Source organism: Novosphingobium beihaiense (assembly GCF_022832375.1).
In the GTDB taxonomy this organism is placed as follows: Bacteria; Pseudomonadota; Alphaproteobacteria; order Sphingomonadales; family Sphingomonadaceae; genus Novosphingobium; species Novosphingobium beihaiensis.
Genome location: NZ_JALHLG010000057.1, coordinates 1 through 21509 on the forward strand (window position 1 = coordinate 1; position 21509 = coordinate 21509).

Below are 21509 nucleotides of genomic sequence, written 5' to 3' on the forward strand. Positions count from 1 at the left end.
TCGAGAAAACCGCGCTATCTTACTCAACCTCGACGCAGCAAGGCTCCGGCTAAAACATTTTGGCAACGCGACCTAGGCGCTACTCACTTTGGTATCTACTCCAGCAGTTCGGGAAGCATGGGCGCATCGCCCACCCGGCTGCCGGTCACTTCGATAGCCCGGATCTCGAATGTCCGGGCATCGCCGCCAAGGCGGACCTTGCACCACCGGCGGCGTTTGCTTGCGCGCGCACCATTTCCCATCATCCACAGCCTTGATGCCGACGCTGTCAATCAACGGCTGCAACGCTTCCGAGCCGGACTAGCCGGAAATTTCGGCGAGCAGAATCTTCATGCGGCCCGCTCAGGGTATTGAGCTTTTCTTTCAGCTCATCCCCCCCATGACCTTCACGATGCGATGGCGAGTCGGCTGGCAAGCTTTACGTCCCATGCATTCGATGAGGCAGCCCACACGATTAGACGAGGGTTATACGGCAGCAAACAGTTGGCAAGACGGACTTGCCCGTGCTCCTGTAAGCAGCCTCCTGGAGACACCAGACATGAAGGATGCCGCTTGATGATGCGATTTTGGTTTCGATTCGCGCTTTGGAAGCGGGTTCTGCTGGCTCTGGTCCTGGGCGTGGCGGCCGGGTTGGCCATGGGAGAGCACGCCAGCGAAATCAAATGGATCGGCGATCTTTTCATACGCGCCATCAAGATGCTGGTGGTGCCTTTGATCTTCTTTTCGCTCGTTTCGGGGATTACGGCCGTGGGCGATATCGGGCGCCTCGGCAAAGTCGGCGGGCGGGCGCTGGCGCTGTTCATGGGCACGGCGCTGATTGCGGTATCCCTTGGCATGGGCCTCGCCGCCCTCGTCCAGCCGGGCGCGGGGCTGACCATCGCCCTGCCGGCCGGAAGCGCGGTGCCGTCCGCGCCCGACCAGTCGCTTGTCGCCATGATCGTGGGGCTCGTGCCCGAAAACCCGATCATGGCCATGGCGCAAGGATCGATCCTGCCGGTGATCCTGTTTTCGGTGCTGTTCGGCATGGCGATTCTTGTCTCGGGAGACGAAGGCCAGCCGCTGGCCCGGGCCATGAACGCAGGCTCGGCGGTCATGCAGAACATGACCATTTTCGTGATGGAACTGACGCCTTTTGGCGTCTTCGCGCTGATCGCCTGGGTCACGGGCACGTTCGGGTTCGATGCCCTGGTGCCGCTCTCCAAGCTGGTCGGCCTCAACTACCTCGGCTGCGTGCTGATCCTGGGGATCGTCTATCCGCTGATCCTGCGCCTGATCGCGCGCCTGCCGGTGCTCGATTTCTACCGGGGCGTGATCGATGCGCAGGCCGTTGCCTTCTCCACTGCCTCCTCCAACGCCGCTCTGCCGGTGACGCTGCGCTGCGTGGAGCGCAACCTCGGCGTCTCCAACTCGATCGCCAGTTTCACCGTCGCTCTGGGCGCGACGATCAACATGAACGGCACGGCCATGTACCTCGGCGTTATCGCGCTGTTCGGGGCCCAGGCCTACGGGATCGAGCTGAGCTGGTTATCCTACGTGATGATCGCGCTGACATCGACGCTGGGCGCGATCGGGGCCGCCGGCGTGCCCGGATCGGGGCTGGTGATGATGAGCCTTGTGCTTTCCTCCATCGGTGTCCCGCTTGAGACGATCGCCTTCGTCGCCGGGATCAACCACCTGCTCGACATGGCCCGCACAATGACCAATGTGACCGGCGATGCGACCGTGGCCGTCGCAGTAGGCCGCATGGCCGGCGAAATCGACGTGGCCGAATACGTGTCCGCGGACGACGTCTGACGCGGAAAAGGGGCGCCGCGACGTGAAGCGCGGCGCCCCTCCTCATCGCCTGCCGGTCCGTGGGGGTGGGGTCATTCCAGACAGGCGACGGCCTCGATCTCGACATCCCCGGCCGCGAGACCGGAAATGACTGTCGAGCGGGCCGGGAAAGGATCGGCAAAGGTTTCGCGGTAGACCGCGTTGAACCCGGCCATGTGCGTGGGATCCGTCAGCCAGGCGTTGATCTTGATCACCTGATCCAGCCGCGCGCCCGCCGCTGCCAGCGCCGCTTCCAGGTTGGCGAGCGCCTGGCGGGTCTGAGCCTCGATGCCGCCGGGCACGATGGCGCCGTCAGCCCCGCGCGGAAGCTGGCCGGAGGTGAAGACAAGATTGCCAGCGCGGCGGAAACGGCTGAGCGGGGGACGGGGAGAACCGGACATGGCAATCAATCCTTTCGGGACATTGTGGGATCGCAGGCCGTGACAAGCTCCGCGACCCGTTCGCCGCTTCCCGCAGCAAGGGTCCAGCCCAGCATGCCATGGCCGATGTTGAGGAAAACGTTCCCGGCGGCGCGGCGCACGATGGGCACGCTGTCCGGGCTCATCGGGCGAAGGCCGGCCCAGCCGTCTTCCGCTTCCCCGTAACGCGCGGCCCGGGGCATGGCGGTGCGTGCCGCCTCGATCAGAGTGTGCAGGCGCGCGGGATCGACGCGCAAGTCCCGCACGCCGAGCTCCGCCAGTCCGGCGATACGCATCTTTCCGCCCAGCCGGCAGAACACGATCTTGCGCGCGGTATCGGTCAGGCTGACCTGCGGTGCATGGCCCCCCGGCGGCGCGGTGAAGCTGTAGCCTTTCATCGGCTGCACCGGCGCCCGGATGCCGAGCGGGGCCAGATATCCCGGCGCATCAATGCCCAGGCACACCACCAGCTTGCGCGCCACGATCCGGCGATTCCGGCGTTCGTCTGTTCGCGTGGCCGCTTGCGGGATCACGATGCTGTCACCGGCATGGAGAGGCGCTCCGGCAGTGAATCCGAAATGCGCCTGCACATCGTAATCGCGCAGGAGAACGTCGAGCAGGCCCCGGCAGAACAGGTAGGGATCGCCGACTTCCTCGGCCGGGCTCCACAAGGCGCCGGCGAAATCCCCGGCATCGGCCAGCGCCGGCTCGATCGCACACGCTTCCGCAGCCCCCAGCACATGCTGCTCGAAGCCCGCATCGCGCTTGATGGCGGCGGTTTCGCTGGCCCGGGCCAGCGTAGCGGCGTCTCGGAAGATATGCATCTTGCCCGGGCAGGCATGGGCGAATGGAAAGGGATGGCGGGCCCGCAGCCGCGCCATGGCGGCCTGCGATTCGAGTCCCAGTTGCAGCGCCGCCCGCGTCTTTTCGGCAAAGCGTTTCTTCGTGCAGTTGCGCAGGAATGCGAGTCCCCAGCGCAGGAAGCCGGGGTCCGGCGAGAGGTGCAGGCGAAACGACGGGTCCAGCCCCGCCAGCATGCCGGGCATCTTGCGCCACAGCGAAGGCTGCGCGAGCGCGTCGGCATAGGCATAGCTGAGCTGCGCGCCATTGGCATGGGACGTGCCGAGCCCCGGCTCCTCGCGGCGCTCGACAATCGCGACCGACAGCCCGCGCCGGGCCAGCGCATAGGCCGTGCATACTCCCACCACGCCCGCGCCCAGAACGGCGACGTCAACCTCGGCCTCCTCCTCTCCGCCCGTGCTGGCCGCAGCGCCCGGCAGGCACGCATTTCCCTTCGCGGGCCGCGAATATTCCATCGTATTCCTCATCGTCATGCGTCACTGCCGCGCGAGCGGACAGAAGGCCTCCAGGTCCAGACCGGCTGTCCGGGTCAGGACGGGCAGGTGCCGGGCGGCGGGTGGTGGCGGATCGCCCTGCCTGCCGCGATCCCCGTCGGCTTGCCATGCAGGATCGCCGCCCTGCCGTTCACGAACAGGCTGTCCACACCCACCGTCAGCTCTCGCGGAGAGGTATACGTCGCCACGGGCCGGTACTTGCCGGGATCGAACACCACGACATCGGCCTTGTACCCCGCTTTCAGGTAGCCCCGGTCCGCCAGCCCGAACATGTCCGCGGTGCGGCCGGTGCTGCTGTTGATGAAAGTCGCCAGATCGATCAAGCCGTCGGTCCTGACGTACTTTGCGTATTTGCGCGGGAAATTGGCATACATCCGGGGATGGCCTTCCGAACCGTCCGAACTCGTCACCACCCAGGGCTGGCGCATGAAGGCGGCGATATCGCTTTCAGCCATGTTGAAGGAGACCAGCTTGCCCGAACGGTCCCCGTCGCGAATGATGCGGACAGCGGCATCGAGCGGATCGATCTGCCAGCGCGCGGCGATCTCGTCCAGCCGCAGCGACGTCCATTCATGGCCGGGGTTCGTCAGCAAAAGCGCATGCGGGCCGCCACGGCGGCGCATGTTTTCGGCCATGGCCTTCCTGATCCGCGCCAGCGTGGCGGGATCGTCCAGCCGCCCGAGCAGAGCGCGCCGTCCGCCGTCCTGCGCCCAGCCGGGCAGCAACGCGGCCTGAAGGCTCGTGCCCGAGGCTTCCCAGGGATACTGATCCGCCGTCACGTTCTGCCCCTCGGCCCGGGCCTTTTCGATCTGCGCGATAATCCGGCCCGCGGAGCCCTGCACGTCGACGCCGAGCACCTTGATATGGGCGAAGTGCACAGGAAGCCCCGCCTCGCGGCCAATGGTGATCGCTTCTTCCACCGACTTGGCGACGCCGATGGTATAAGTCGCCTCGTCGCGCTGGTGGGTATCGTAGATGCCGCCGCGCTTACCGGCCTCACGCGCCAGCGCTATGACCTCGCCGGTCTTCGAAAAGCTCTGCGGGGCATAGAACAGTCCGGTCGAGAGACCCAGCGCGCCTTCGCACATTCCCTTGGCGACAAGCCCCTTCATCCGTGCCAGTTCCGCCGCATCGGGAGCTCTGTCGTCATGGCCCAGCACGGCCCGGCGCACGGGGCCGAAGCCGACATAAGCGGCTACGTTGGTGCCGAAAGTGCGCGCTTCAACATCGTCCAGGAAAGCCTTCACTTCGGGCGTTCCACCGCCATCGACGCCCGAGAAGATCGTCGTCACCCCCTGCATCAGCCAGGGCAGGTTGAGCCGCCCCTCCCCTCCCTCGCTGTCGAGAAAACGCTGGGCGTGGGTATGCGGATCGATGAAGCCCGGAGCCACGATCATACCCTTCGCATCGATCACCCGCGCGCCTTCCGGCACTGCGCGCGCGGTGCCGGCATAGACGATGGTATCGCCGCGCAGGACCACGTCGCCCAGCACCGGACTGGTGGAACTGCCGTCATAGATCGTGCCGCCGCGGATCACCGTTACCTTCCCGGGCACCGCCGCTCCCTCGCTTGCGCCAAGGGGCTGCACCGCGCCGCTGCCGGCGAGCACTGCAAGCGCGACGTTCCGATATCTGCGGGCACTCATCGGGGTTTCCTTTCGGCAGTGCGGATCAGGACCAGCTCGCCCGAGCGCCCCCGGCGAAGCACGAGGCGTTCCGGATCGCCGGACGGAGCCAGGCTCATCGGGCCTGCATGGAAACGGCCATCGTCCCGGGCCGTGAAGTGCAGGCGCCGTGGCCGGTCCGTCAGGGGAGACGTGATCGTGACGGCAAGCCCGTCTCCCTCCCGGACCAGCGCGTAGTCCGCGTTCAATTCGTCGGAGTGATAGAGCCCGGCCTGCGGGCGAACAGGCTGGCCGGGCGGGCGGACGCCAGCGGCACGCATGGCCGCGGCCAGCGTCGCGCTCGCCTTCCGGTCGCCCCGGTTGCACAGCAGCGCGAACGACAGCCCCCGGTCCGGCAGCCGGAGGTAGGCGTGCTTGAACGCCTCGGCCGAGCCGCCGTGCCGGATGACGCGCTCGCCCCCCTTGCGGCCGATATGCAACCCTCCGCCGTAGGACAGCCCCTTGCCGTCATCGATGACCGTGCCGTCATTGAAGCGCCCCGGCGTCAGCAGAATCTGCGCGACCTGCGGTGTCCAGACCCGGTGATTGCGGGCCACGTCCGCCTCCCATGCGGCCATGTCCGCCATGGAAAGCATAAGCCCGCCCGATCCCGAGAAGCGGGGGAAAGTATCACGCACCGCGTATCCCCCGGCCTCCGGCAGATAGCCGTGTGCGAGCGCGCCCTTCCGCGGGGTCCCGTCATCCAGGAAATAGGCGTTGGGCATCCCCGCCGGTGCGAAGACCGCGTCGCGCGCATAGTCCGCGAACGGGCGCCCGGAGACCCGCGCGACGATCTCGGCGAGGAGAAGATAGCCGCCGTTCGAATAGCTGTAAGCGCTGCCTGGCTCGAAGGCGGTGTCACGCTGCCGGAACAGGAGGCCGAGCGCCTGCGCCTTGCTCGCCTGCCCCACGTCCGCCAGCCCCGCCATGCGCAGCAACGAGAGCGAATCGCGGATCCCCGAGGTATGGTGCATCAGCATCGCGACAGTGACGGGGCGGCTATAGGCCGGCAGTTCGGGCAGATAGCGGCGCACGTCGTCCTCCAGCGCCAGCTTGCCTTGCACAATCAGCGTGGCCGCGGCCAGCGCCGTGAACTGCTTGGAAAGCGAGGCGCCGTAGAACAGCGTATCGGCATCGAGCGGGCGGTGCGCGGCCAGGTCGGCCTCCCCCTGCGAAACAATGCGCACGGTGCGCCCTTCGGCAAATTGCCCCATGACGCAGCCGGGCGCTTCCTCCGCCGCGCCGCCAGCCAGCACGGACCGGATCGCCGCTACCCGCCCGTCCTGCGCGGCGACGGCGCCAGGCGCGGCATGACCGCCGGCGAGCACGGCCATCCCGATCAGCACACGCCGGGCGAACGCGGTGCGCGCAGTCAGGAAGGGCCCGGAGCGGTCAGGGAAAAGGGGAGTCAAAGGCAGATCTTTCGCGTTGGGCATGGCACGCAACACAGGAAACGAGGAAAGTCCGGTGTGGCGCCTTGGCCGCAGCGAGACAATGTCGGGTTCTTGGCCGGGGCATAACCCATGGCTATGATGCCTTTTCCGCCAGACCGCCCTCCCCGGCTTCGACGAGGACTGCACGCATCGCTTCCACGAACTGGGCTATCAGTGCCGCTGCGGGCGGATTTTCCAGGGTTATGGCATTGACCGGCGCGCTGACGTCGGGATCGAGGCGGTAGTAGGACAGGTCCGGCCCGCTGAGTGCCGCCGCGGTGTAGGCATCGGTCACCGTGACACCTTGCCCTTCGCGCACCAGCGCCATCGCGGTGTAGTATGTATGCGACGTCACCACTTCGTGCGGCGCGATGGCGAGGCGGGTCAGCTCGTTCACGAAGACATCGGCCAGCGGCCCGCTGTCGCGAAGGCCGATGAAGTCGCGCCCGTTGAGCGCTTCCATCGGCACCGGCTCGTCGGCCGGACCGAACTGCCCGCTTGGAGAGACCAGCACCAGTCCCGCGCTGCCCAGGGGAATCTGGCGCAGCGGCGTCTGGCGCAGGACCCTGTAGCCGATGGCCACATCGCACTCCCGCTCGAACAGGCTGCGCTCCACCTCGCGGCTGTGCAGCGTGGTGATCTCAAACGTCACCTCGGGGTTCCGGTGCCGCATCCGCGCCACGGCCTGCGGCGCCATGGCCAGCCCGAGCGAAGGCAGGACCGCCAGCCGCAGGTGCCCGCCCTTGCGCGCACCGATATTGCGGGCCGCGCGCGAAAGCCGCCCCAGCCGGCTGTAGACTTCGGACACTTCCGCAAAGAGTTCATGCGCGGCCTCGGTCGCGATGAGGCGGCCCTTGGTGCGCTGAAAAAGATCATAGCCAAGCTGGTCTTCGGCATGGCGCAGGACTTTGCTGACCGAAGGCTGCGAGACATTGAGGACGCGCGCGGCCTCACTGACCGATCCCTGCTCGTAGACCGCGTGAAATATCTCGATGTGGCGCAGACGCACATTTCGCTCCCGTTTCTGACGATCTTGAGTTCATAGACTAAGGTTATATGGCGGGGAACTACCATCATTGGACGGTCATCGCCGAATCCCGGATCACTGTTTCAGATTTGTGTCAGCTCCCACGCAGGACTGACAAGAACCACCATCCAGGGGGGAATACCATGACCTTGTTTGCACGTTCCAACCGGTTCCGGGCCGGCCTGCTGATTACCACATGTTTTACCGGCATGCCGCTTGCCGCCCATGCCCAGACGGCGGCTCCCGTTTCTGGTCCGGCTTCGGACGAGGCCATCGCCAGCGAGATCGTCGTCGTCGGCTCGCAGATCAAGAACCTCAAAACCGCAGGCGAGCTGCCCGTCTCGGTGGTAACCGGCGACGATATCGACGCCATCGCCCCCACGTCCGCCGCCGATCTGCTCCAGGCGCTTCCGGCGAACGGCACGATGGATTTCAACGGCACGGACACCGTATCGGGCGGCGTTCACTCCGCCCGCGGCGACGTTGCCTCGGTCAACCTGCGCAGCATCGGTTCGGGCAACACGCTGGTCCTGCTCAACGGCCGCCGCCTTGTACAGCATCCGGGCACCCAGACGGAGGATTCGGTGCCCGTCTCCACCGTCAACATGAACACGCTCCCGGTCAACGGGATCAAGCGCATGGAAGTCCTGCACGACGGCGCCTCGGCGATCTACGGTTCGGACGCGGTGGCAGGCGTGATCAACACCGTGCTCGACGACAGCTTCGAAGGCCTGCGCGTGACTGGCGAAATGGGCTTCGCGGAGAACACCGACAAGATGAAATTCTCGGGGAACCTGCAAGGAGGCTGGACTTTCAACGAAGGGCGCACCCATGTCTCCCTGTCGCTGAGCTACTACAAGGCCACCAGGGTCTGGGCCAGCGAGCTCGGCTATGCCGGGGCGAGCGACAGGCGCGGATTCGTGGAAGACACTGCCTTTGCCGGAGACACCAGCTTCGACAACCGCTCAAGCAGCACGCCCTGGGGCCAGTTCACCGCGTCGGAGGGCGTTGCGGGCCTGACCAGTTCGGGCGGTGTTTTTCACATCCAGCCCGCCACCGCGAGCGGATGCAGCGGCGCGCTCGGCGATGGCCTGTGCATTGCCGACGGCAGCCTGCCGCGTGCCCTGCGCTACAACATCAACCAGTCGCGCACGATGTCGCCGGGCGTCAAGCGCGGCAATGCCTTTGCCTTCATCACCCACGATTTCGGCGATTTCGAATTCTATTCGGAGCTGGGCTACTACCGTGCCCGGACCGACGAATACCGGGGTGAATCCTCGATCCTGAGCTCCGCGCGGTTCAACATTTCCCGGGATGCCTACTGGAATCCGCTGGGCGCTGCGGGCAATGCGAACCGCATCGATGGATACGGCATTCCCGACGAAGGGCTCGACGTCACGCTTACCAATTACCGTGTCGTCGATGCCGGTCCCCGCCATATCCGGGTGGACAACGAATCCTTCCGCCTGCTCGGCGGTTTTCGCGGTGCCATCGGCAACTGGGACTGGGATACCGCGGCGCTCTATTCGGAAGCCACCACCAAGGACGTGACTTTCGACCGGGTCAGCAACACGCTGTTCAGCGCAGCGCTCAACCGCACCGACTCCAGCGCCTACAATCCCTTCAACGGCGCGAATCCCGCCGCCCCGAACTGGGGCGATGCGACACCCAACCCGCAGGACACCATCGACAGTTTCCTTGTGGACGTCACCCGCCATGGCAAAACCACGCTCGCACTGGCCGATTTCAAGGTTTCGAACGGAAGCTTCCTCTCGCTTCCCGGCGGCGATGCCGGGCTCGCGCTGGGCGGCGAATGGCGGCGCACCAGCTTCAGCGAAGACTACGACGACCGCCTCGACGGCACGATCAACTACATCGATGCCGTCAGCGGCGAGATGATCAACCAGTCGGACATCATGGGATCGAGCGTCGCGGACGATTCAAGCGGTTCGCGCAATGTCTTCTCGGCTTTCTCCGAACTGGCGATCCCGCTCGTCAGCCGGGACATGAACGTGCCGCTGGTGCGCGCGCTCAACCTGCAGGTCGCCGGGCGCTATGAGCATTATTCCGATGTCGGCAGCGTGTTCCGCCCCAAGTTCGCGGCCTCCTGGTATCCCTTCGATCAGTTGCAGATCCGCGCCTCCTATGCCGAGGGATTCCGCGCACCCAACCTAGAGCAGCTCAACACCGAAGTGACCACCCGCGTCAGCACCGTGATCGACTACTACCGTTGCCAGGCGAGCGTAAACAAGGGGGACATCGCCAGTCTGGGGGCCTGCTCGGGCAATGATCGGGTGGAGGAGCGCCGCTACGGCAATTCCGACCTGAAGCCCGAGAAGAACGCGAGCTATTCGATCGGCGCGGTGTTCACGCCATCCCGGCGCTGGACCTTCACGGTGGACTACTGGCACATCAAGCAGCGCAATCTCGTCGGCATTTTCGGGGCCGAGAACATCGCCGCGCTCGATTACGTCTCGCGTCTTCAGGGCAACGGCGGGCTGGCGGGCATCCACCGCACCAGCCCGACGGCGGACGATATCGACTTCTACCAGGGCAGCGGCCTCGATCCGATCGGCGAGATCGACAAGATCGACGACGTCTTCACCAACCTCGACACGCGGACCAGCGCGGGGATCGACTTCGGCGTCTACTACCAGCCGCCGGAAACCCCGCTCGGCACGTTCGACATCAAGCTCAATGCCTCCTACCTCGACAAGGCATACCAGGGGCTGTCCGGACAGGCGCAGCTCATCCAGTCGGTACTGGGGGACAGTATCCCGCTTGAAGCCGTGGGCGATCTCATCGAGCAGGACGGCCGCCCCAAGTGGCAGGCTTCGGGCACGCTCACCTGGAAGAAGGGCGGCTGGGCAGCCGGTCTGTTCGGACGCTATGTCGGCTCTTACTACGACACCGGCGTCGTGCAGGACGAGACCGGCGAGTACTGGAAGGTGGACGACTGGTTCACCATGAACCTCTACCTCCAGCATACGTTCCAGGACGGCCCCGTCGAAGGCAGCCGGATCCGCTTCGGCGTACGCAACCTGCTGGATTCCAAGCCGCCGTTCCTCGATGCGACTTATGGCTATGACGCCACCCTGGCGAGCGCGGAAGGACGCTTCTTTTACACCTCGATCCAGGCGAGTTTCTGACCGTCAGACTGCGGGAGCCGCGCGGCATAGGTCTCCCGCAGTCCGGCAAGCTCTCTTGACCGCCCGGTCCGTCGTCAAGATATTTGGGGCTTTGATAGTGTGGCCGCCCTCCGACGGCCAAGGTGGGGCTGGAACGATCCACGCAAGAGAGCGGTCAAGCCAGAGATTGTCACAATCGCTCTCGACCTGGCCGGGAATGTGTTTCAGGTTCCATGGCGCATGTCTCTTCGCATCAGATAGGAATCCATGATCCAGCCGTGCCGCTCTCGCAGCGCCTTGCGTGCTTCGACTATCCGGGGGGCGGCTTTGGCCAAGGGGCCGTGGACGAGCGCTTGCCGCGCCATGCCCAGATAGGCCCCCCACCAGATTTCGATGCCCTGCGGATCCAGCGTATCGAAAGCGCAGCCGCCATCGAGCATGACGACGACGCTGTCCGCGTCTTGCGGCCAGCCGTGTTCGCGCAGTTTCCGGCCGGTGGTGATGATGACCGGCTCCGCCAGCGCATTCAACGGGATGGCATGGGCGGCAGTGAGCGCCTGAATGCTGGTGATGCCGGGCAGCACGCGAACATCGATCGCCATGCCCCCTGCCCGCAGCTTTTCCGAGATCCGCAAACTGCTATCATAAAGCGAGGGATCGCCCCAGACGAGCAACGCCAGTCGGCCCCCATCGGGCAAGTGCAGGGCAATCCGGGTTTTCCATGCGGCGGCGATGGCATCGTGCCATTCGCCGACGGCCTCATGATAATCGCCGGCTGCATCGCGGACGGGAAGATCGAATTCGACAACCCGCGTGGAACTGGTGAGTACATTGGCGCAAATGCCACGCCTGAGGTCGATCAGGTCGGACTTTGCATCGCCCTTGCGCGGCAGCAGGATCAGGTCCGCCTCGTTCATTGCCCGGATAGCCTGACCGGTCAGGTGATCCGGGTTGCCTGTGCCGATACCGATGAGATCGAGTTCGATCATCAGCGCCGCCGCCCAGCGACTATCGGCTCCGGCATGCTCATTCGCCCGCTCCGGCAAAACGCGACGAGGCATCTTGCGGGCGGAAACGGCGATCATAACCCGGTGCGTAGAGGCAGCTTTCGGCGAAGCCTTCCCCCGCAAGCACCCGCCCGACCACGATCAGGGCCGTACGTTCCATGCTGCCTGCAACGGCCTGTTCGATCGTTTCCAGCCTGGCCCTGACGATACGCTGATCCGGCCAGCTCGCCCGCCAGACGACGGCAACGGGGCAATCCGCCCCATAGGCCGGCGTCAGCTCTTCCACGACGCGGGCCAGATTGTGGATCGAAAGATGGATGGCCAGCGTCGCGCCTGTCGCCGCGAAGGCGGGCAGGTTTTCGCCCGCAGGCATGGCACTGGCCCTGCCTGACGTGCGGGTGAGGACCAGCGATTGCGAGAGTCCCGGCAGCGTCAATTCCGTTTCCAGCACCGCTGCCGCCGCCGCGAAAGCGGGAACGCCCGGCGTTACCGTGAAGGGAATGTCCATGGCGCGAAGCCGCCGCACCTGCTCGCCCATCGCGGACCAGACGGAAAGATCGCCCGAGTGCAACCGCGCCACATCCAGCCCTGCTTCGTGAGCGGCGGCCATCTCCGCCATGATCGCATCGAGATCGAGCGGCGCGGTGTTGACGATCCGCGCGCCGGGCGGGCAGTGCTCCAGCACGGCGGCGGGAACCAGCGATCCGGCATAGAGGCAGACCGGGGAAGCCGCGATCAGGTCGCGGCCGCGAAGCGTCAGCAGGTCGGGCGCGCCGGGGCCGGCGCCAATGAAATGCACGGTCATGAAACGAATCCTTCTGCAAGGGCGCAAGTCGCCATGCGGTCTGAGGAAATGCAGCGCGGCCCCAGCAGGCGCGCGCCCGGCCCGGCGGCGGTCAGCGCGCAGGCCTCGGCCACGCTGCCGGTGCCCCATGCGGCAAGGCTGGCGGCAGAGCGGGTGAGCGTGGCTGCACAAGCCAGAACATCGGCAGGTACGCCTGTCAAAGGCAGCCCCAGCAGGGCCGCCAAAGGTGCCAATGCAGCCGTCTTGTCGCTCACGGTGACAAGCTGCGTAACGGGAACGCGGCCCTGCTGTGCAAGGACGAAGGCCGCCCGGAGTGACGGCAGCCCCGCGCCATGACGAAATCCGAAACCGGCCACGATCACAACGCGACGCTCCACTGTACGACCGGATAGCTTGCCCGCCACCCTCTACGGCTGCCGAGCGGTGCAGCGCTCGCCAGTTCCAGACGAAGCAAGTCCCCGCCTTTGTCACTCTGCCACTGCACGAGCAGCGCTTCGGATTCCAGAGTGACGGCATTGGCCACCAGCCGCGTTTCCGCGGGCAAACGCGACCACAGCGCCTCCAGCAAGGCATGCGAAAGCCCGCCGCCGACGAACACCGCATCAGGAACGCCGTCAGGCAGGACATCGGGCGCACGTCCGGAGATAATCTCCAGCCGGTCCACGCCCAGCCCGGCGGCATTAACGCGGGCGCGTTCGGCGCGGACGGGATCGGCCTCGATCGCAAAGGCCCGGTTGGCAGGATGCGCGAGCAGCCACTCGATCCCGATTGAACCCGATCCCGCGCCGATGTCCCACAAGGTCTCACCCGGAACCGGGGCGAGCGCGGACAAGGTCAAGGCGCGGATCGGGCGCTTGGTGATCTGACCGTCATGATCGAACAAGCCATCAGGCAGGCCCGAGGCGCGGGGCAGCGCCGTGCCGGTCCCGGCACAATCGATCCCGACCGCAACCGGATGCACGACATCGGGGAATGCCAGCGCATCGGCGCGGGCCTGCCGCACGCGTTCGCGGGGCCCGCCCAAGGCTTCCAGCACATGCAATCGCGAAGCGCCGAAGCCCTGGCCTATCAGGTAGTCCGCCAATGCCTTCACCGCGTCGCCGTTCCGCGCAAGAACCAGTATCTTCTGCCCCGGCGCAAGATGCGGGCGCAGACGCGAAAGCGGCGCGGCATGGAGCCCCAGGCATGCTGTCGCCTGCACAGGCCAGCCCAGCCGCGCGGCGCACAACGAGAAAGTCGAAGGCACCGGACGCGCCGCCCATTCGCCGGGTTCCAATCGGCGGATCAGCGATGTCCCCAGTCCAAACCAGAACGGATCGCCCGAAGCCAGCACAACCACCCGCTTGCCGCGATGGGCCATCACCCGTTCGATCCCTTCGGCAAAGGGCACTGGCCATTCGATCGCCGGGCAATTAAGCGCAGGCAGCAGCGAGAGGTGCCGCGATGGACCGATAACCAGTTCGGCCCTTGCCAGCGCTTCCCGGCTGGCAAGAGAAAGGCCGTCCGCCCCATCCTCGCCGATGCCGACGATCGTCAACCAGGGAGTGTCCGTCATAGTCTCAGCCACGCCAAACGTGCTCCTGCTGGGCGGCACCACCGAAGCCAGCGCGCTGGCCCGGATGCTGGCGCAGGCGGGGGTGTCCGCGACGCTCAGCTATGCCGGCCGCACGGCCACGCCCCGCGCCCAGCCGGTTCCGGTGCGCGTGGGCGGCTTCGGCGGCGTCTCCGGTTTGGCCACTTATCTGCGCGAGCACGGCGTGACGCATCTGGTCGATGCAACGCATCCCTTTGCCGCGACGATGAGCGCACACGCGATCGAGGCTGCCCGGCTTGCAGGCATTGCCCACATCACCCTTACGCGTCCCGCCTGGACGCCGGTTCCGGGCGATCGCTGGCAACCCGCCGAAAGCATTGATGCCGCGATTGCAGCTCTCGGCGGACCGGCCCGCCGGGTGATGCTGGCGCTGGGCCGAATGCATGTGGAAGCGTTCGCCGCGTGCCCCCAGCATCATTACCTGCTGCGCTTCGTGGATGCGCCCGAAACCATGCCCTCCTTGCCCCGCCACAGTCTTGTCATCGATCGCGGGCCATTCACGCCCGAAGGTGACGCTGCGCTGATGCGCGAACACGGGATCGAGGTGGTGGTCTGCAAGAACGCCGGGGGCAGCGGGGCGCAGGCCAAGCTGATCGCCGCGCGCGCACTTGGCCTGCCGGTGATCATGATCGAACGCCCCTGCGTGCCCCTGGGACGGGAAGTGCACGATCCGGCGGAAGTGATGCGCTGGCTGAATCATGCCGCCGCCTCCACCGCCGAACGGGGCGTGTAGAGGACCGGTCCAGCCGTCCGCTCGATGATTCTGCTCCGGCTCGATCCCACGATCACCACAGTGCGCATGTCCGCCATTTCGGGGCAGGCTTCGCCCAACGGGACGATCCGCAAGTCTTCCCGAGGCGTCGAAACGGCACGGGCGAACAGGACCGGGCGCTCCGGACCGCAAGTCTCGCGCAGCACGTCCAGTACGCGTGCGAAGCCCTCGGGCCGGGCCCTGGAGCGCGGGTTATAGAAAGCCATGGCGAAATCGGCCTCCGCCGCCAGCCGCAGCCGTTTCTCGATCAGGGCCCAGGGCTTGAGGTTGTCCGAAAGGTTGATGGCGCAGAAATCGTGCCCCAACGGAGCCCCGGCCCGCGCGCTGGCGGCCAGCATGGCAGTGATGCCGGGCATGACGCGGATATCGATATCGCGCCAGTAGCGCGGACCGGCCTCCAGCGCTTCGAAGACGGCGGCGGCCATGGCGAACACGCCGGGATCGCCGGAGGAGACGACCACCACGCGCCGTCCCTGCGCCGCCAGTTCCAGGGCATGCACGGCCCGCTCCAGTTCCATCCGGTTGTCGGACGGATGCAGTGTCAGCCCCTCGCGCGGCGCGATGCGGGCGACATAGGGGATATAGCCGATAACATCGCTCGCCCCGGCCAGCGCGGCCGTCACCTCGGGCGTCACCAGCGCTTCGTCTCCCGGCCCCAATCCGGCGATGGCCAGCCAGCCGCTCGTTGTTCCGGCGCTCACGGACGCCTCCCCTGCCCGTGGATCAGCAGGATCGAGAAGTACGGCGTCACGCCCTCCGCCTCCGCCAGACGAGTCACCCGCTGGCCGGGCATGGCAGCATGTTCGACCAGCCAGGCATCCTCTTCCCGCCCGGCGGCGGCAACCGCGCGGCGCAGCCTGGGCAGGTTGCGGCCGATCTTCATGACGACGAGTGCATCGGTATCGGCGATCCGCCGCGCCAGTTCGGCTTCGGGCAGCGTTGCCGTCAGCACTGTCAGCACATCATCGCCCCAGGTGATCGGCACGCCGGTGGCGTTCCAAGCGCCGGACATGCCGGTGATCCCGGGGACCACTTCCACCGGCACCTCACCCGAAAGGCGGGCATGCAGGTGCATGAACGAGCCGTAAAAAAACGGATCGCCCTCGCACAGCACGACAACATCCTCCCCCGCCAGCGCCAGCGAGCGGAGGCGGCCAGTGCATTCTTCGTAGAAAGTGGAAAGGCAGGCCTTGTAGCGCGGATCGGAAACGGGGATTTCCGTCGTCACCGGATATTCCATCGCGATCTCGATGGCATCGGGGTGCAGCATGCCCTCCGCAATACGGCGGGCCTGCCCGGGCCTTCCCGCCTTGCGGAAATAGGCGACATGGCGCGCCGAACGCACAAGCCGGTCCGCCCGCACGCTCAACAAGTCCGGCGCGCCGGGGCCCAGCCCGACGCCATGGATCGTGCCGCAGATGACCGGCGCGTTCATTCGGCGCGGCTCGCAAGCGCGTTGATCGCCGCCACAGTGATCGCGCTGCCGCCAAGCCGCCCCTCTACCATGCAGCAGGGAACGGGAGATGCGGCCCATAGCGCCGCTTTGGATTCCACCGCGCCCACGAAACCGACAGGGCAGCCGACAATGGCCGCAGGGCGCGGGCAGGCCGGGTCTTCCAGCATGTTGAGCAGATGAAACAAGGCGGTCGGCGCATTGCCGATCGCCACCACCGCACCTTTCAGATGCGGCCGCCACAGTTCCAGCGCGGCGGCGGAGCGGGTATTGCTCATCGCCGCGGCCAGCCCCGGCACGTCCGGTGCGTGGAGCGTGCAGTGAACGGCATTGCCCGCAGGCAGGCGCGTGCGCGTGATCCCTTCGGAAACCATGCGGGCATCGCACAGGATCGGCGCGCCCTCCCCCAGCGCCACGCGCGCGGCCTGCACAAAGTCCGGCGAAAAACGGATATGGGCGGCCAGTTCGACCATGCCCGCGGCATGGATCATCCGCACGGCAACCGGTTCCTCGTCGGCTGTGAAGCGGGCAAGGTCGGCCTCGGCGCGGATCGTGGCGAAGGACTGGCGATAGATCGCCGCGCCATCGGTTTCATAGACATGCGGCATCAGGATGCTCCGAAATGGGCAAGAACGTCGTCCCGGCAGAGCGCGTGGCGCTCAGGCCCTGCGCCCGAAAGATCGTACCGGCCATCGCGGCCCGTCAGCGTGGCATCGCCCCGCTGGCGCGCGCGCCGGGGGGCGGCACAGTGCTTGGCGCAACCGGATACATGCAGGCGGCCCGCCACATGGCGCGCAATTCGCCGGGCGAGATCGCGGGTCTCGACACTGGCCTGCGGGCACATCGGCGCACCGGGACAGGCATCCGCGCGCAGCAGGGGATCGGCGGGATCGTTCAGCAAACCGTCCATGACTACCGGCACGGCGCCTTCCGCCAGCACGACACGCCAGGGCGTGAAGCGCAGGGCCGAAACCTGCGGAGCCGCTACCAGCCCGGCCAATGTGTCCGCCTCGACCTGCCCGAAGGGAATGCCCCACGCCGCTCCCAGCGGCGAAAGGCCCGGTGCGATGCGCGGTGCGGGGGCCGCCGGTGGCACGTCTCCCCGCGCCCAGTCAGGCAGGCCGGCCCGGTGCCGGGCCATGCGCCGCGCCACGATGCCGCCGCTTTTCGCGAACCAGTGCGCCAGCGCGACAAGCCGGGCGGCCTCCTCGCCATGGGGCACGGCAACACCGGTAGCCCGCCCGTCGGCGCGCAGGATCAACCCGCCATGCTGGCCGCGCTCGATCCGGAAATCACCCGCTTCGCCCAAGAGTTCCGGGGCCGGTCCCGCATCGATTGCGAACCCCATCTTGCCGGACAGGACCGGCAGTTCGTCCAGCCGCTCCGCCAGATCGCGCGCAATCCGCTCGGTATCGTCCCCAAGCTGCCACCGGGGCGCGGCAAGGATGGCGCGCCGCCCCTCCCTGACGGGATCGGGATCTGTCAGCCGCAGCGCCACCAGCCGGTCCACCAGCGGCTGCCACGTGCTCTCGCCCACGCCCCGGATCTGCAGGTTGGCCCGGCTGGTCACGTCGATAAGGCCATTGCCCCATGTTCGCGCCGCATCGCACAGGCCCAGAACCTGCGCCCGGTCCAGACGGCCAAGCCGGGGCCGCACCCGCACGATCAGGCCGTCGCCTGCCTCCATCGGGTGCCACGCATCCGGGCACCACCCTTTCACCACGAAACCCTTCATTCCGGCACCTGCAGATGGGCAAGGATCGAATTGCGCCGGGTTTGCCAAAGGCCCGCGGCATGAAGCGCGGCAAAGCGGGCTTCCATCGCCGCCAGCGCCCCGGGGTTCTCGCGTTGCAGGAATTCGCGCACTTCGGCCTGCCCCAGCGTGGCATCGTGGTAGAGGTCGAAGAGTTGCGGCGGCACGCCTCCGGCAAGGTGCGCGAAGGCACCGAGATGATCGAGCGTCGCCGCCAGTTCCGCCCCGCCGCGAAAGCCGTGGCGCATCATGCCCGCAACCCAGCGCGGATTGGCTGCCCTCGCCCGCACGACGCGGGCCACTTCCTCGGTCAGCGTGCGCGCCGCCGGACGGGCGGGATCGCGGTTGTCGAGATGGTACAGCACCGCCTCGCCCCCGGTGACGGCCTTCGCGGCCGCAAAACCGCCCTCATGCGCGGCATAGTCTGCGGCCAGCAACAGGTCGGTTTCGGGCAGATCCTGCAAGTGCACAAAGGCATCCGCCCCGGCGACGCGGGCCCGCAGCCCTTCCGGATCATATGTATCTTCCGCGCCGAACGCATGGGCGGAAGCCGCCAGCCATGCTTCCCCCGCCGCCCGGCGCGCCTCATCGGTATAAGTGTCCGCCGCATCATCCAGACCGAGCCCATAGCTGCCCGGACGCGGGCCATAGACACGCGGACTTGCAGCCTTGCCCGCGAAGGGATTCCACTCGGGCTCTTCGTCGCGCAGACGCAGAGCCTCCACCGCCTGCCCGAACAGCACGGCCAATGTCGGGAAAGCATCGCGAAACAGACCCGAGACCCGCAAGGTCACATCGATGCGCGGCCGGTCGATCATCGCGAGCGGAAGGATCTCCACGCCCGTCACCCGTTCGGATCCATGGTCCCATATCGGTTTCGCGCCAAGCAGATGAAGCGCCATGGCGAATTCCTCGCCCGCCGTGCGCATCGTCGCCGAACCCCAAAGATCCACCACCAGCCCGCGCGGGTATTCCCCCTGATCCTGAAGGTGGTGCCGGATCAGTTCCCCGGCCAGCGTCACACCCTGGGTATGAGCCGTGCGCGAAGGAATGGCGCGCGGATCGACGGCATAGAGGTTTCGCCCTGTCGGCAACACATCGGCCCGTCCGCGCCAGGGAGAACCAGACGGACCGGGCGCGACCCGCCGCCCGTCCAGCGCCGCCAGCAGTCCCGCACGCTCCGCCTCCCCCTGCTCGCCGCGTCCGAATACGTGCAGGCCATCGCCGAACTGGCTTTCCTTCACATCGCACACGAACCGGTCGATCCGGGTAATGGCCTCGATCAGCGTGGTGGCACGGTCCAGCCCCAGTTCGGCTTCGAGCCCCAGGGCCTCCGCTTCCGCACGAATAGCCGATTGCAGACGGTCACGCCGCGCGGGATCGAGGCCATCGGCATTGGAGAATTCATCGAGAAGCGCTTCGATCCGGCCCAGCCCGCTACCGGTCCCAGCCGGTGTCAGCGGCGGCGGCGCATGGCCGATGGTGACCGCACCGATCCGGCGTTTGGCCTGCCCGGCCTCACCCGGATCGTTGACGATGAAGGGATAGATAACCGGCAATGTCCCGGTCAATGCCTCGGGCCAGCAGGTTTCGGACAGGGCAACCGATTTGCCGGGAAGCCATTCCAGCGTGCCGTGCGCGCCCAGATGCACGAGCGCGTCGATCCGCGCCGCGCGCAACCAAAGGTAGAAGGCGACATAGGCATGACGCGGGCAAAGCGAGATATCGTGATAGTCCGCATCGCGGCTCTCCGAGCGGCCACGCTCCGGTTGCAACGCGATGACGAGCTTTCCCGCCCGCACCGCCGTGAAACGAAAAACGCCGCCCGACACAGCGGGATCGCTCTCGGGCTCTCCCCATGCGGCAGCCAGATCGGTACGCAGGGCTTCGGGGAATGCCTTCAGGGCCTCGCGATAAGCGGCAACCGGCCAGCTCAGGCTATGCAGGAAAACGTCCGCCATCACATCCCGGCGCCCTTCCAGATCATATCCTGCTTCGGCCAGATCGGACAGAACGGCATCAAGAGAAGCCAGCGCATCCAGCCCCACGGCATGGGCCATCTGGTATGCCTTGCCGGGATAGGTCGACAGCACCAGCGCCAGCCGCCGTTCGGCAGCGGGCTTTTTGCCAAGCGCGATCCAGCCGGCCACCCGGTCCGCAATGGCCTCTATCCGCGCCGGTTCCGCACGATGGGCACTGCGCGCGAATTGCAGATGGGGATCGCGGGCGCGGGCTTCCTTGAAACTGGCGACACCCGCGAAGAGGCGGCCATCCACTTCGGGCAGGACGACATGCATCGCAAGATCGGCGGGAGAGAGCCCTCGCGCCGCTTCGGCCCATGCCTCCCGCCCGTTGGTGGCAAGGGCAATCTGGAATACCGGAACCCCGGCACCGTCGAGCGGCGTGCCGCCCTCTTCGCCGCGCGCCGAAAAGGCCGTGGCATTGACGATCGCGGCCGGGGCCAGCGCTCTCACCCAGCGGTCGATCCAGCCGCGCGCCTCCGCCGCCTTCAGCGACGGCGCGAACAAGCCCAGCACGTCGAAACCGCGCGCCATGAAGGCCGCGTATAGCGCTTCGATCGGGTCGAGGTCGGCCGCGGCAAGATAGGAGCGGTAGAAGGTCAAAAGGATGCGCGGCCGGGACGCGGACATGGCGAACGGGGACTCGGCGAGCGGAGACTCGGCGAGCGGGGACAGGGCGAACGCGGCCGGGCAATGGAGGCCGCTGCCCGGCTGCCATCCCCCCACCAAGGGGAGCGCCCGAAGGCCCCGCTCTTCGTTCACGGAAAGGCCCGCCGCCCGCGCCAGCCGTGCAAGCACCATCTGCGCCGCGTCCGCTCCGCCCGCATCGCATAGCTTCGTGAGATCCCGCAGCACGGCGACCGGCACGGTCGAGACCGCATCCAGCCGTTCGTCGGGGCGGCCATCCGCGGGAAGCACGGCCAGAGCAATCCCGTGCGCTCGGGCCAGCGCTTCCACTTGCTGCAGCCCGTAAGTCCAGTAAGGCATGCCGCCGATCACCCGGACCAGGATCGCTCTGGCGCCGGACAAGGTCCGCTCGACATAGGTATCCACCGATAGCGGGTGCGTCAGCGCGGCCAGGTTGGCGAGCCGCAGCGACGGCATCTTTTCACCTGCGCCGCGCGCCTGCTGCCAGCCTTCGGCGAAAGCGCCCAGATCGCTGTCAGAGAACGACAGCACCGCCATGTCCGCAGGCGTTTGCCCCAGATCTTGCGGCGCGGAGGTTTCCTCCAGCCCATGGGTTTCGCGAAAGATGACGTGCATGGC

Annotated in this window: 17 protein-coding genes and 1 pseudogene; 3 read left to right on the plus strand and 15 right to left on the minus strand. The window is 66.8% G+C overall.

From position 1 onward, the window contains the following. Positions 1-101: 101 nt before the first annotated feature. Positions 102-285: pseudogene (locus MTR66_RS19520) on the minus strand (IS5/IS1182 family transposase); the annotation flags it as partial. A gap of 270 nt (positions 286-555) precedes the next feature. Between MTR66_RS19520 and MTR66_RS19525 the strand changes: the two are divergent. Then, on the plus strand, positions 556-1794 hold the full coding sequence (locus MTR66_RS19525; protein WP_243924090.1) for a dicarboxylate/amino acid:cation symporter: 1239 nt from the start codon (positions 556-558) through the stop codon (positions 1792-1794). Positions 1795-1865: 71 nt separating this feature from the next. Here MTR66_RS19525 and MTR66_RS19530 read toward each other — a convergent pair whose 3' ends face one another. The 5 genes from MTR66_RS19530 to MTR66_RS19550 all read right to left on the minus strand — a co-directional run bounded on the left by MTR66_RS19530 (position 1866) and on the right by MTR66_RS19550 (position 7692). Next, on the minus strand, positions 1866-2213 hold the full coding sequence (locus tag MTR66_RS19530) for a RidA family protein (protein ID WP_243924091.1): 348 nt from the start codon (positions 2211-2213) through the stop codon (positions 1866-1868). 5 nt (positions 2214-2218) lie between these two features. After that, positions 2219-3565: an FAD-dependent oxidoreductase gene (locus MTR66_RS19535; RefSeq protein WP_243924093.1), complete on the minus strand. Its 1347-nt coding sequence runs from the start codon at positions 3563-3565 to the stop codon at positions 2219-2221. Positions 3566-3621: 56 nt separating this feature from the next. Further along, positions 3622-5232 (minus strand): N-acyl-D-amino-acid deacylase family protein, encoded by a 1611-nt coding sequence (locus MTR66_RS19540; RefSeq protein ID WP_243924095.1) that lies wholly within the window; start codon positions 5230-5232, stop codon positions 3622-3624. Continuing rightward, positions 5229-6662 (minus strand): serine hydrolase domain-containing protein, encoded by a 1434-nt coding sequence (locus tag MTR66_RS19545; protein WP_243924097.1) that lies wholly within the window; start codon positions 6660-6662, stop codon positions 5229-5231. Before MTR66_RS19545 ends, MTR66_RS19540 begins: the two co-directional genes overlap by 4 nt. A 115-nt stretch (positions 6663-6777) precedes the next feature. Continuing rightward, positions 6778-7692 carry a LysR family transcriptional regulator gene (locus MTR66_RS19550; RefSeq protein WP_243924099.1) on the minus strand — a complete coding sequence of 305 codons (915 nt, stop codon included), beginning with the start codon at positions 7690-7692 and terminating at the stop codon, positions 6778-6780. A gap of 161 nt (positions 7693-7853) precedes the next feature. Here MTR66_RS19550 and MTR66_RS19555 point away from each other — a divergent pair, with 161 nt between their 5' ends. After that, complete coding sequence (locus MTR66_RS19555) at positions 7854-10859, plus strand: TonB-dependent receptor domain-containing protein (RefSeq protein WP_243924108.1); 3006 nt, start codon at positions 7854-7856, stop codon at positions 10857-10859. A gap of 203 nt (positions 10860-11062) precedes the next feature. Here the strand turns inward: MTR66_RS19555 and cobF are convergent, their stop codons facing one another. From cobF to cbiE, 4 genes are read right to left on the minus strand one after another with little or no spacing between them, the layout of a single operon-like run. Beyond that, on the minus strand, positions 11063-11827 hold the full coding sequence (cobF, locus tag MTR66_RS19560; protein WP_243924142.1) for a precorrin-6A synthase (deacetylating): 765 nt from the start codon (positions 11825-11827) through the stop codon (positions 11063-11065). A gap of 37 nt (positions 11828-11864) precedes the next feature. Further along, positions 11865-12650 (minus strand): precorrin-4 C(11)-methyltransferase, encoded by a 786-nt coding sequence (gene cobM, locus MTR66_RS19565; protein WP_243924110.1) that lies wholly within the window; start codon positions 12648-12650, stop codon positions 11865-11867. After that, positions 12647-13027, minus strand: coding sequence for a cobalamin biosynthesis protein (locus MTR66_RS19570; RefSeq protein ID WP_407673084.1), 381 nt, complete (start codon positions 13025-13027; stop codon positions 12647-12649). Before MTR66_RS19570 ends, cobM begins: the two co-directional genes overlap by 4 nt. Beyond that, positions 13009-14205, minus strand: coding sequence for a precorrin-6y C5,15-methyltransferase (decarboxylating) subunit CbiE (cbiE, locus tag MTR66_RS19575; RefSeq protein ID WP_243924111.1), 1197 nt, complete (start codon positions 14203-14205; stop codon positions 13009-13011). Before cbiE ends, MTR66_RS19570 begins: the two co-directional genes overlap by 19 nt. Here cbiE and MTR66_RS19580 point away from each other — a divergent pair. Beyond that, complete coding sequence (locus MTR66_RS19580) at positions 14171-14977, plus strand: cobalt-precorrin-6A reductase (protein ID WP_243924113.1); 807 nt, start codon at positions 14171-14173, stop codon at positions 14975-14977. The two genes, cbiE and MTR66_RS19580, sit on opposite strands and share 35 nt — an antisense overlap. Here the strand turns inward: MTR66_RS19580 and cobJ are convergent. The 5 genes from cobJ to cobN are packed head-to-tail and all read right to left on the minus strand — an operon-like array spanning position 14941 to position 21506. Continuing rightward, a complete protein-coding gene (gene cobJ, locus MTR66_RS19585; RefSeq protein WP_243924115.1) occupies positions 14941-15717 on the minus strand; it encodes a precorrin-3B C(17)-methyltransferase in 777 nt (258 codons plus the stop codon). The genes MTR66_RS19580 and cobJ overlap by 37 nt on opposite strands. Further along, a complete protein-coding gene (gene cobI, locus MTR66_RS19590) occupies positions 15714-16451 on the minus strand; it encodes a precorrin-2 C(20)-methyltransferase (RefSeq protein WP_243924117.1) in 738 nt (245 codons plus the stop codon). The genes cobJ and cobI overlap by 4 nt, the downstream gene beginning before the upstream one ends. After that, the gene (locus tag MTR66_RS19595; RefSeq protein ID WP_243924119.1) at positions 16448-17077 is read right to left on the minus strand and encodes a precorrin-8X methylmutase; all 630 of its coding nucleotides are present in this window, start codon (positions 17075-17077) and stop codon (positions 16448-16450) included. The genes cobI and MTR66_RS19595 overlap by 4 nt, the downstream gene beginning before the upstream one ends. Further along, the gene (locus MTR66_RS19600; protein ID WP_243924121.1) at positions 17077-18204 is read right to left on the minus strand and encodes a cobalamin biosynthesis protein CobG; all 1128 of its coding nucleotides are present in this window, start codon (positions 18202-18204) and stop codon (positions 17077-17079) included. The genes MTR66_RS19595 and MTR66_RS19600 overlap by 1 nt, the downstream gene beginning before the upstream one ends. Further along, on the minus strand, positions 18201-21506 hold the full coding sequence (gene cobN / locus MTR66_RS19605) for a cobaltochelatase subunit CobN (protein WP_243924123.1): 3306 nt from the start codon (positions 21504-21506) through the stop codon (positions 18201-18203). Before cobN ends, MTR66_RS19600 begins: the two co-directional genes overlap by 4 nt. Between the last annotated feature and the right edge of the window lie 3 nt (positions 21507-21509).

Bases quoted from the DNA above. Each gene is read 5' to 3' on its own strand.
- MTR66_RS19595 (WP_243924119.1), bottom strand. From the start codon at position 17,077: ATGCCGCATGTCTATGAAACCGATGGCGCGGCGATCTATCGCCAGTCC.
- cobM (WP_243924110.1), bottom strand. From the start codon at position 12,650: ATGACCGTGCATTTCATTGGCGCCGGCCCCGGCGCGCCCGACCTGCTG.
- MTR66_RS19580 (WP_243924113.1), top strand. From the start codon at position 14,171: ATGCCGACGATCGTCAACCAGGGAGTGTCCGTCATAGTCTCAGCCACG.
- cobF (WP_243924142.1), bottom strand. From the start codon at position 11,827: ATGATCGAACTCGATCTCATCGGTATCGGCACAGGCAACCCGGATCAC.
- cobI (WP_243924117.1), bottom strand. From the start codon at position 16,451: ATGAACGCGCCGGTCATCTGCGGCACGATCCATGGCGTCGGGCTGGGC.
- MTR66_RS19540 (WP_243924095.1), bottom strand. From the start codon at position 5,232: ATGAGTGCCCGCAGATATCGGAACGTCGCGCTTGCAGTGCTCGCCGGC.
- cobN (WP_243924123.1), bottom strand. From the start codon at position 21,506: ATGCACGTCATCTTTCGCGAAACCCATGGGCTGGAGGAAACCTCCGCG.
- MTR66_RS19525 (WP_243924090.1), top strand. From the start codon at position 556: ATGATGCGATTTTGGTTTCGATTCGCGCTTTGGAAGCGGGTTCTGCTG.
- MTR66_RS19530 (WP_243924091.1), bottom strand. From the start codon at position 2,213: ATGTCCGGTTCTCCCCGTCCCCCGCTCAGCCGTTTCCGCCGCGCTGGC.
- MTR66_RS19535 (WP_243924093.1), bottom strand. From the start codon at position 3,565: ATGACGATGAGGAATACGATGGAATATTCGCGGCCCGCGAAGGGAAAT.
- MTR66_RS19555 (WP_243924108.1), top strand. From the start codon at position 7,854: ATGACCTTGTTTGCACGTTCCAACCGGTTCCGGGCCGGCCTGCTGATT.
- MTR66_RS19600 (WP_243924121.1), bottom strand. From the start codon at position 18,204: ATGAAGGGTTTCGTGGTGAAAGGGTGGTGCCCGGATGCGTGGCACCCG.
- cbiE (WP_243924111.1), bottom strand. From the start codon at position 14,205: ATGACGGACACTCCCTGGTTGACGATCGTCGGCATCGGCGAGGATGGG.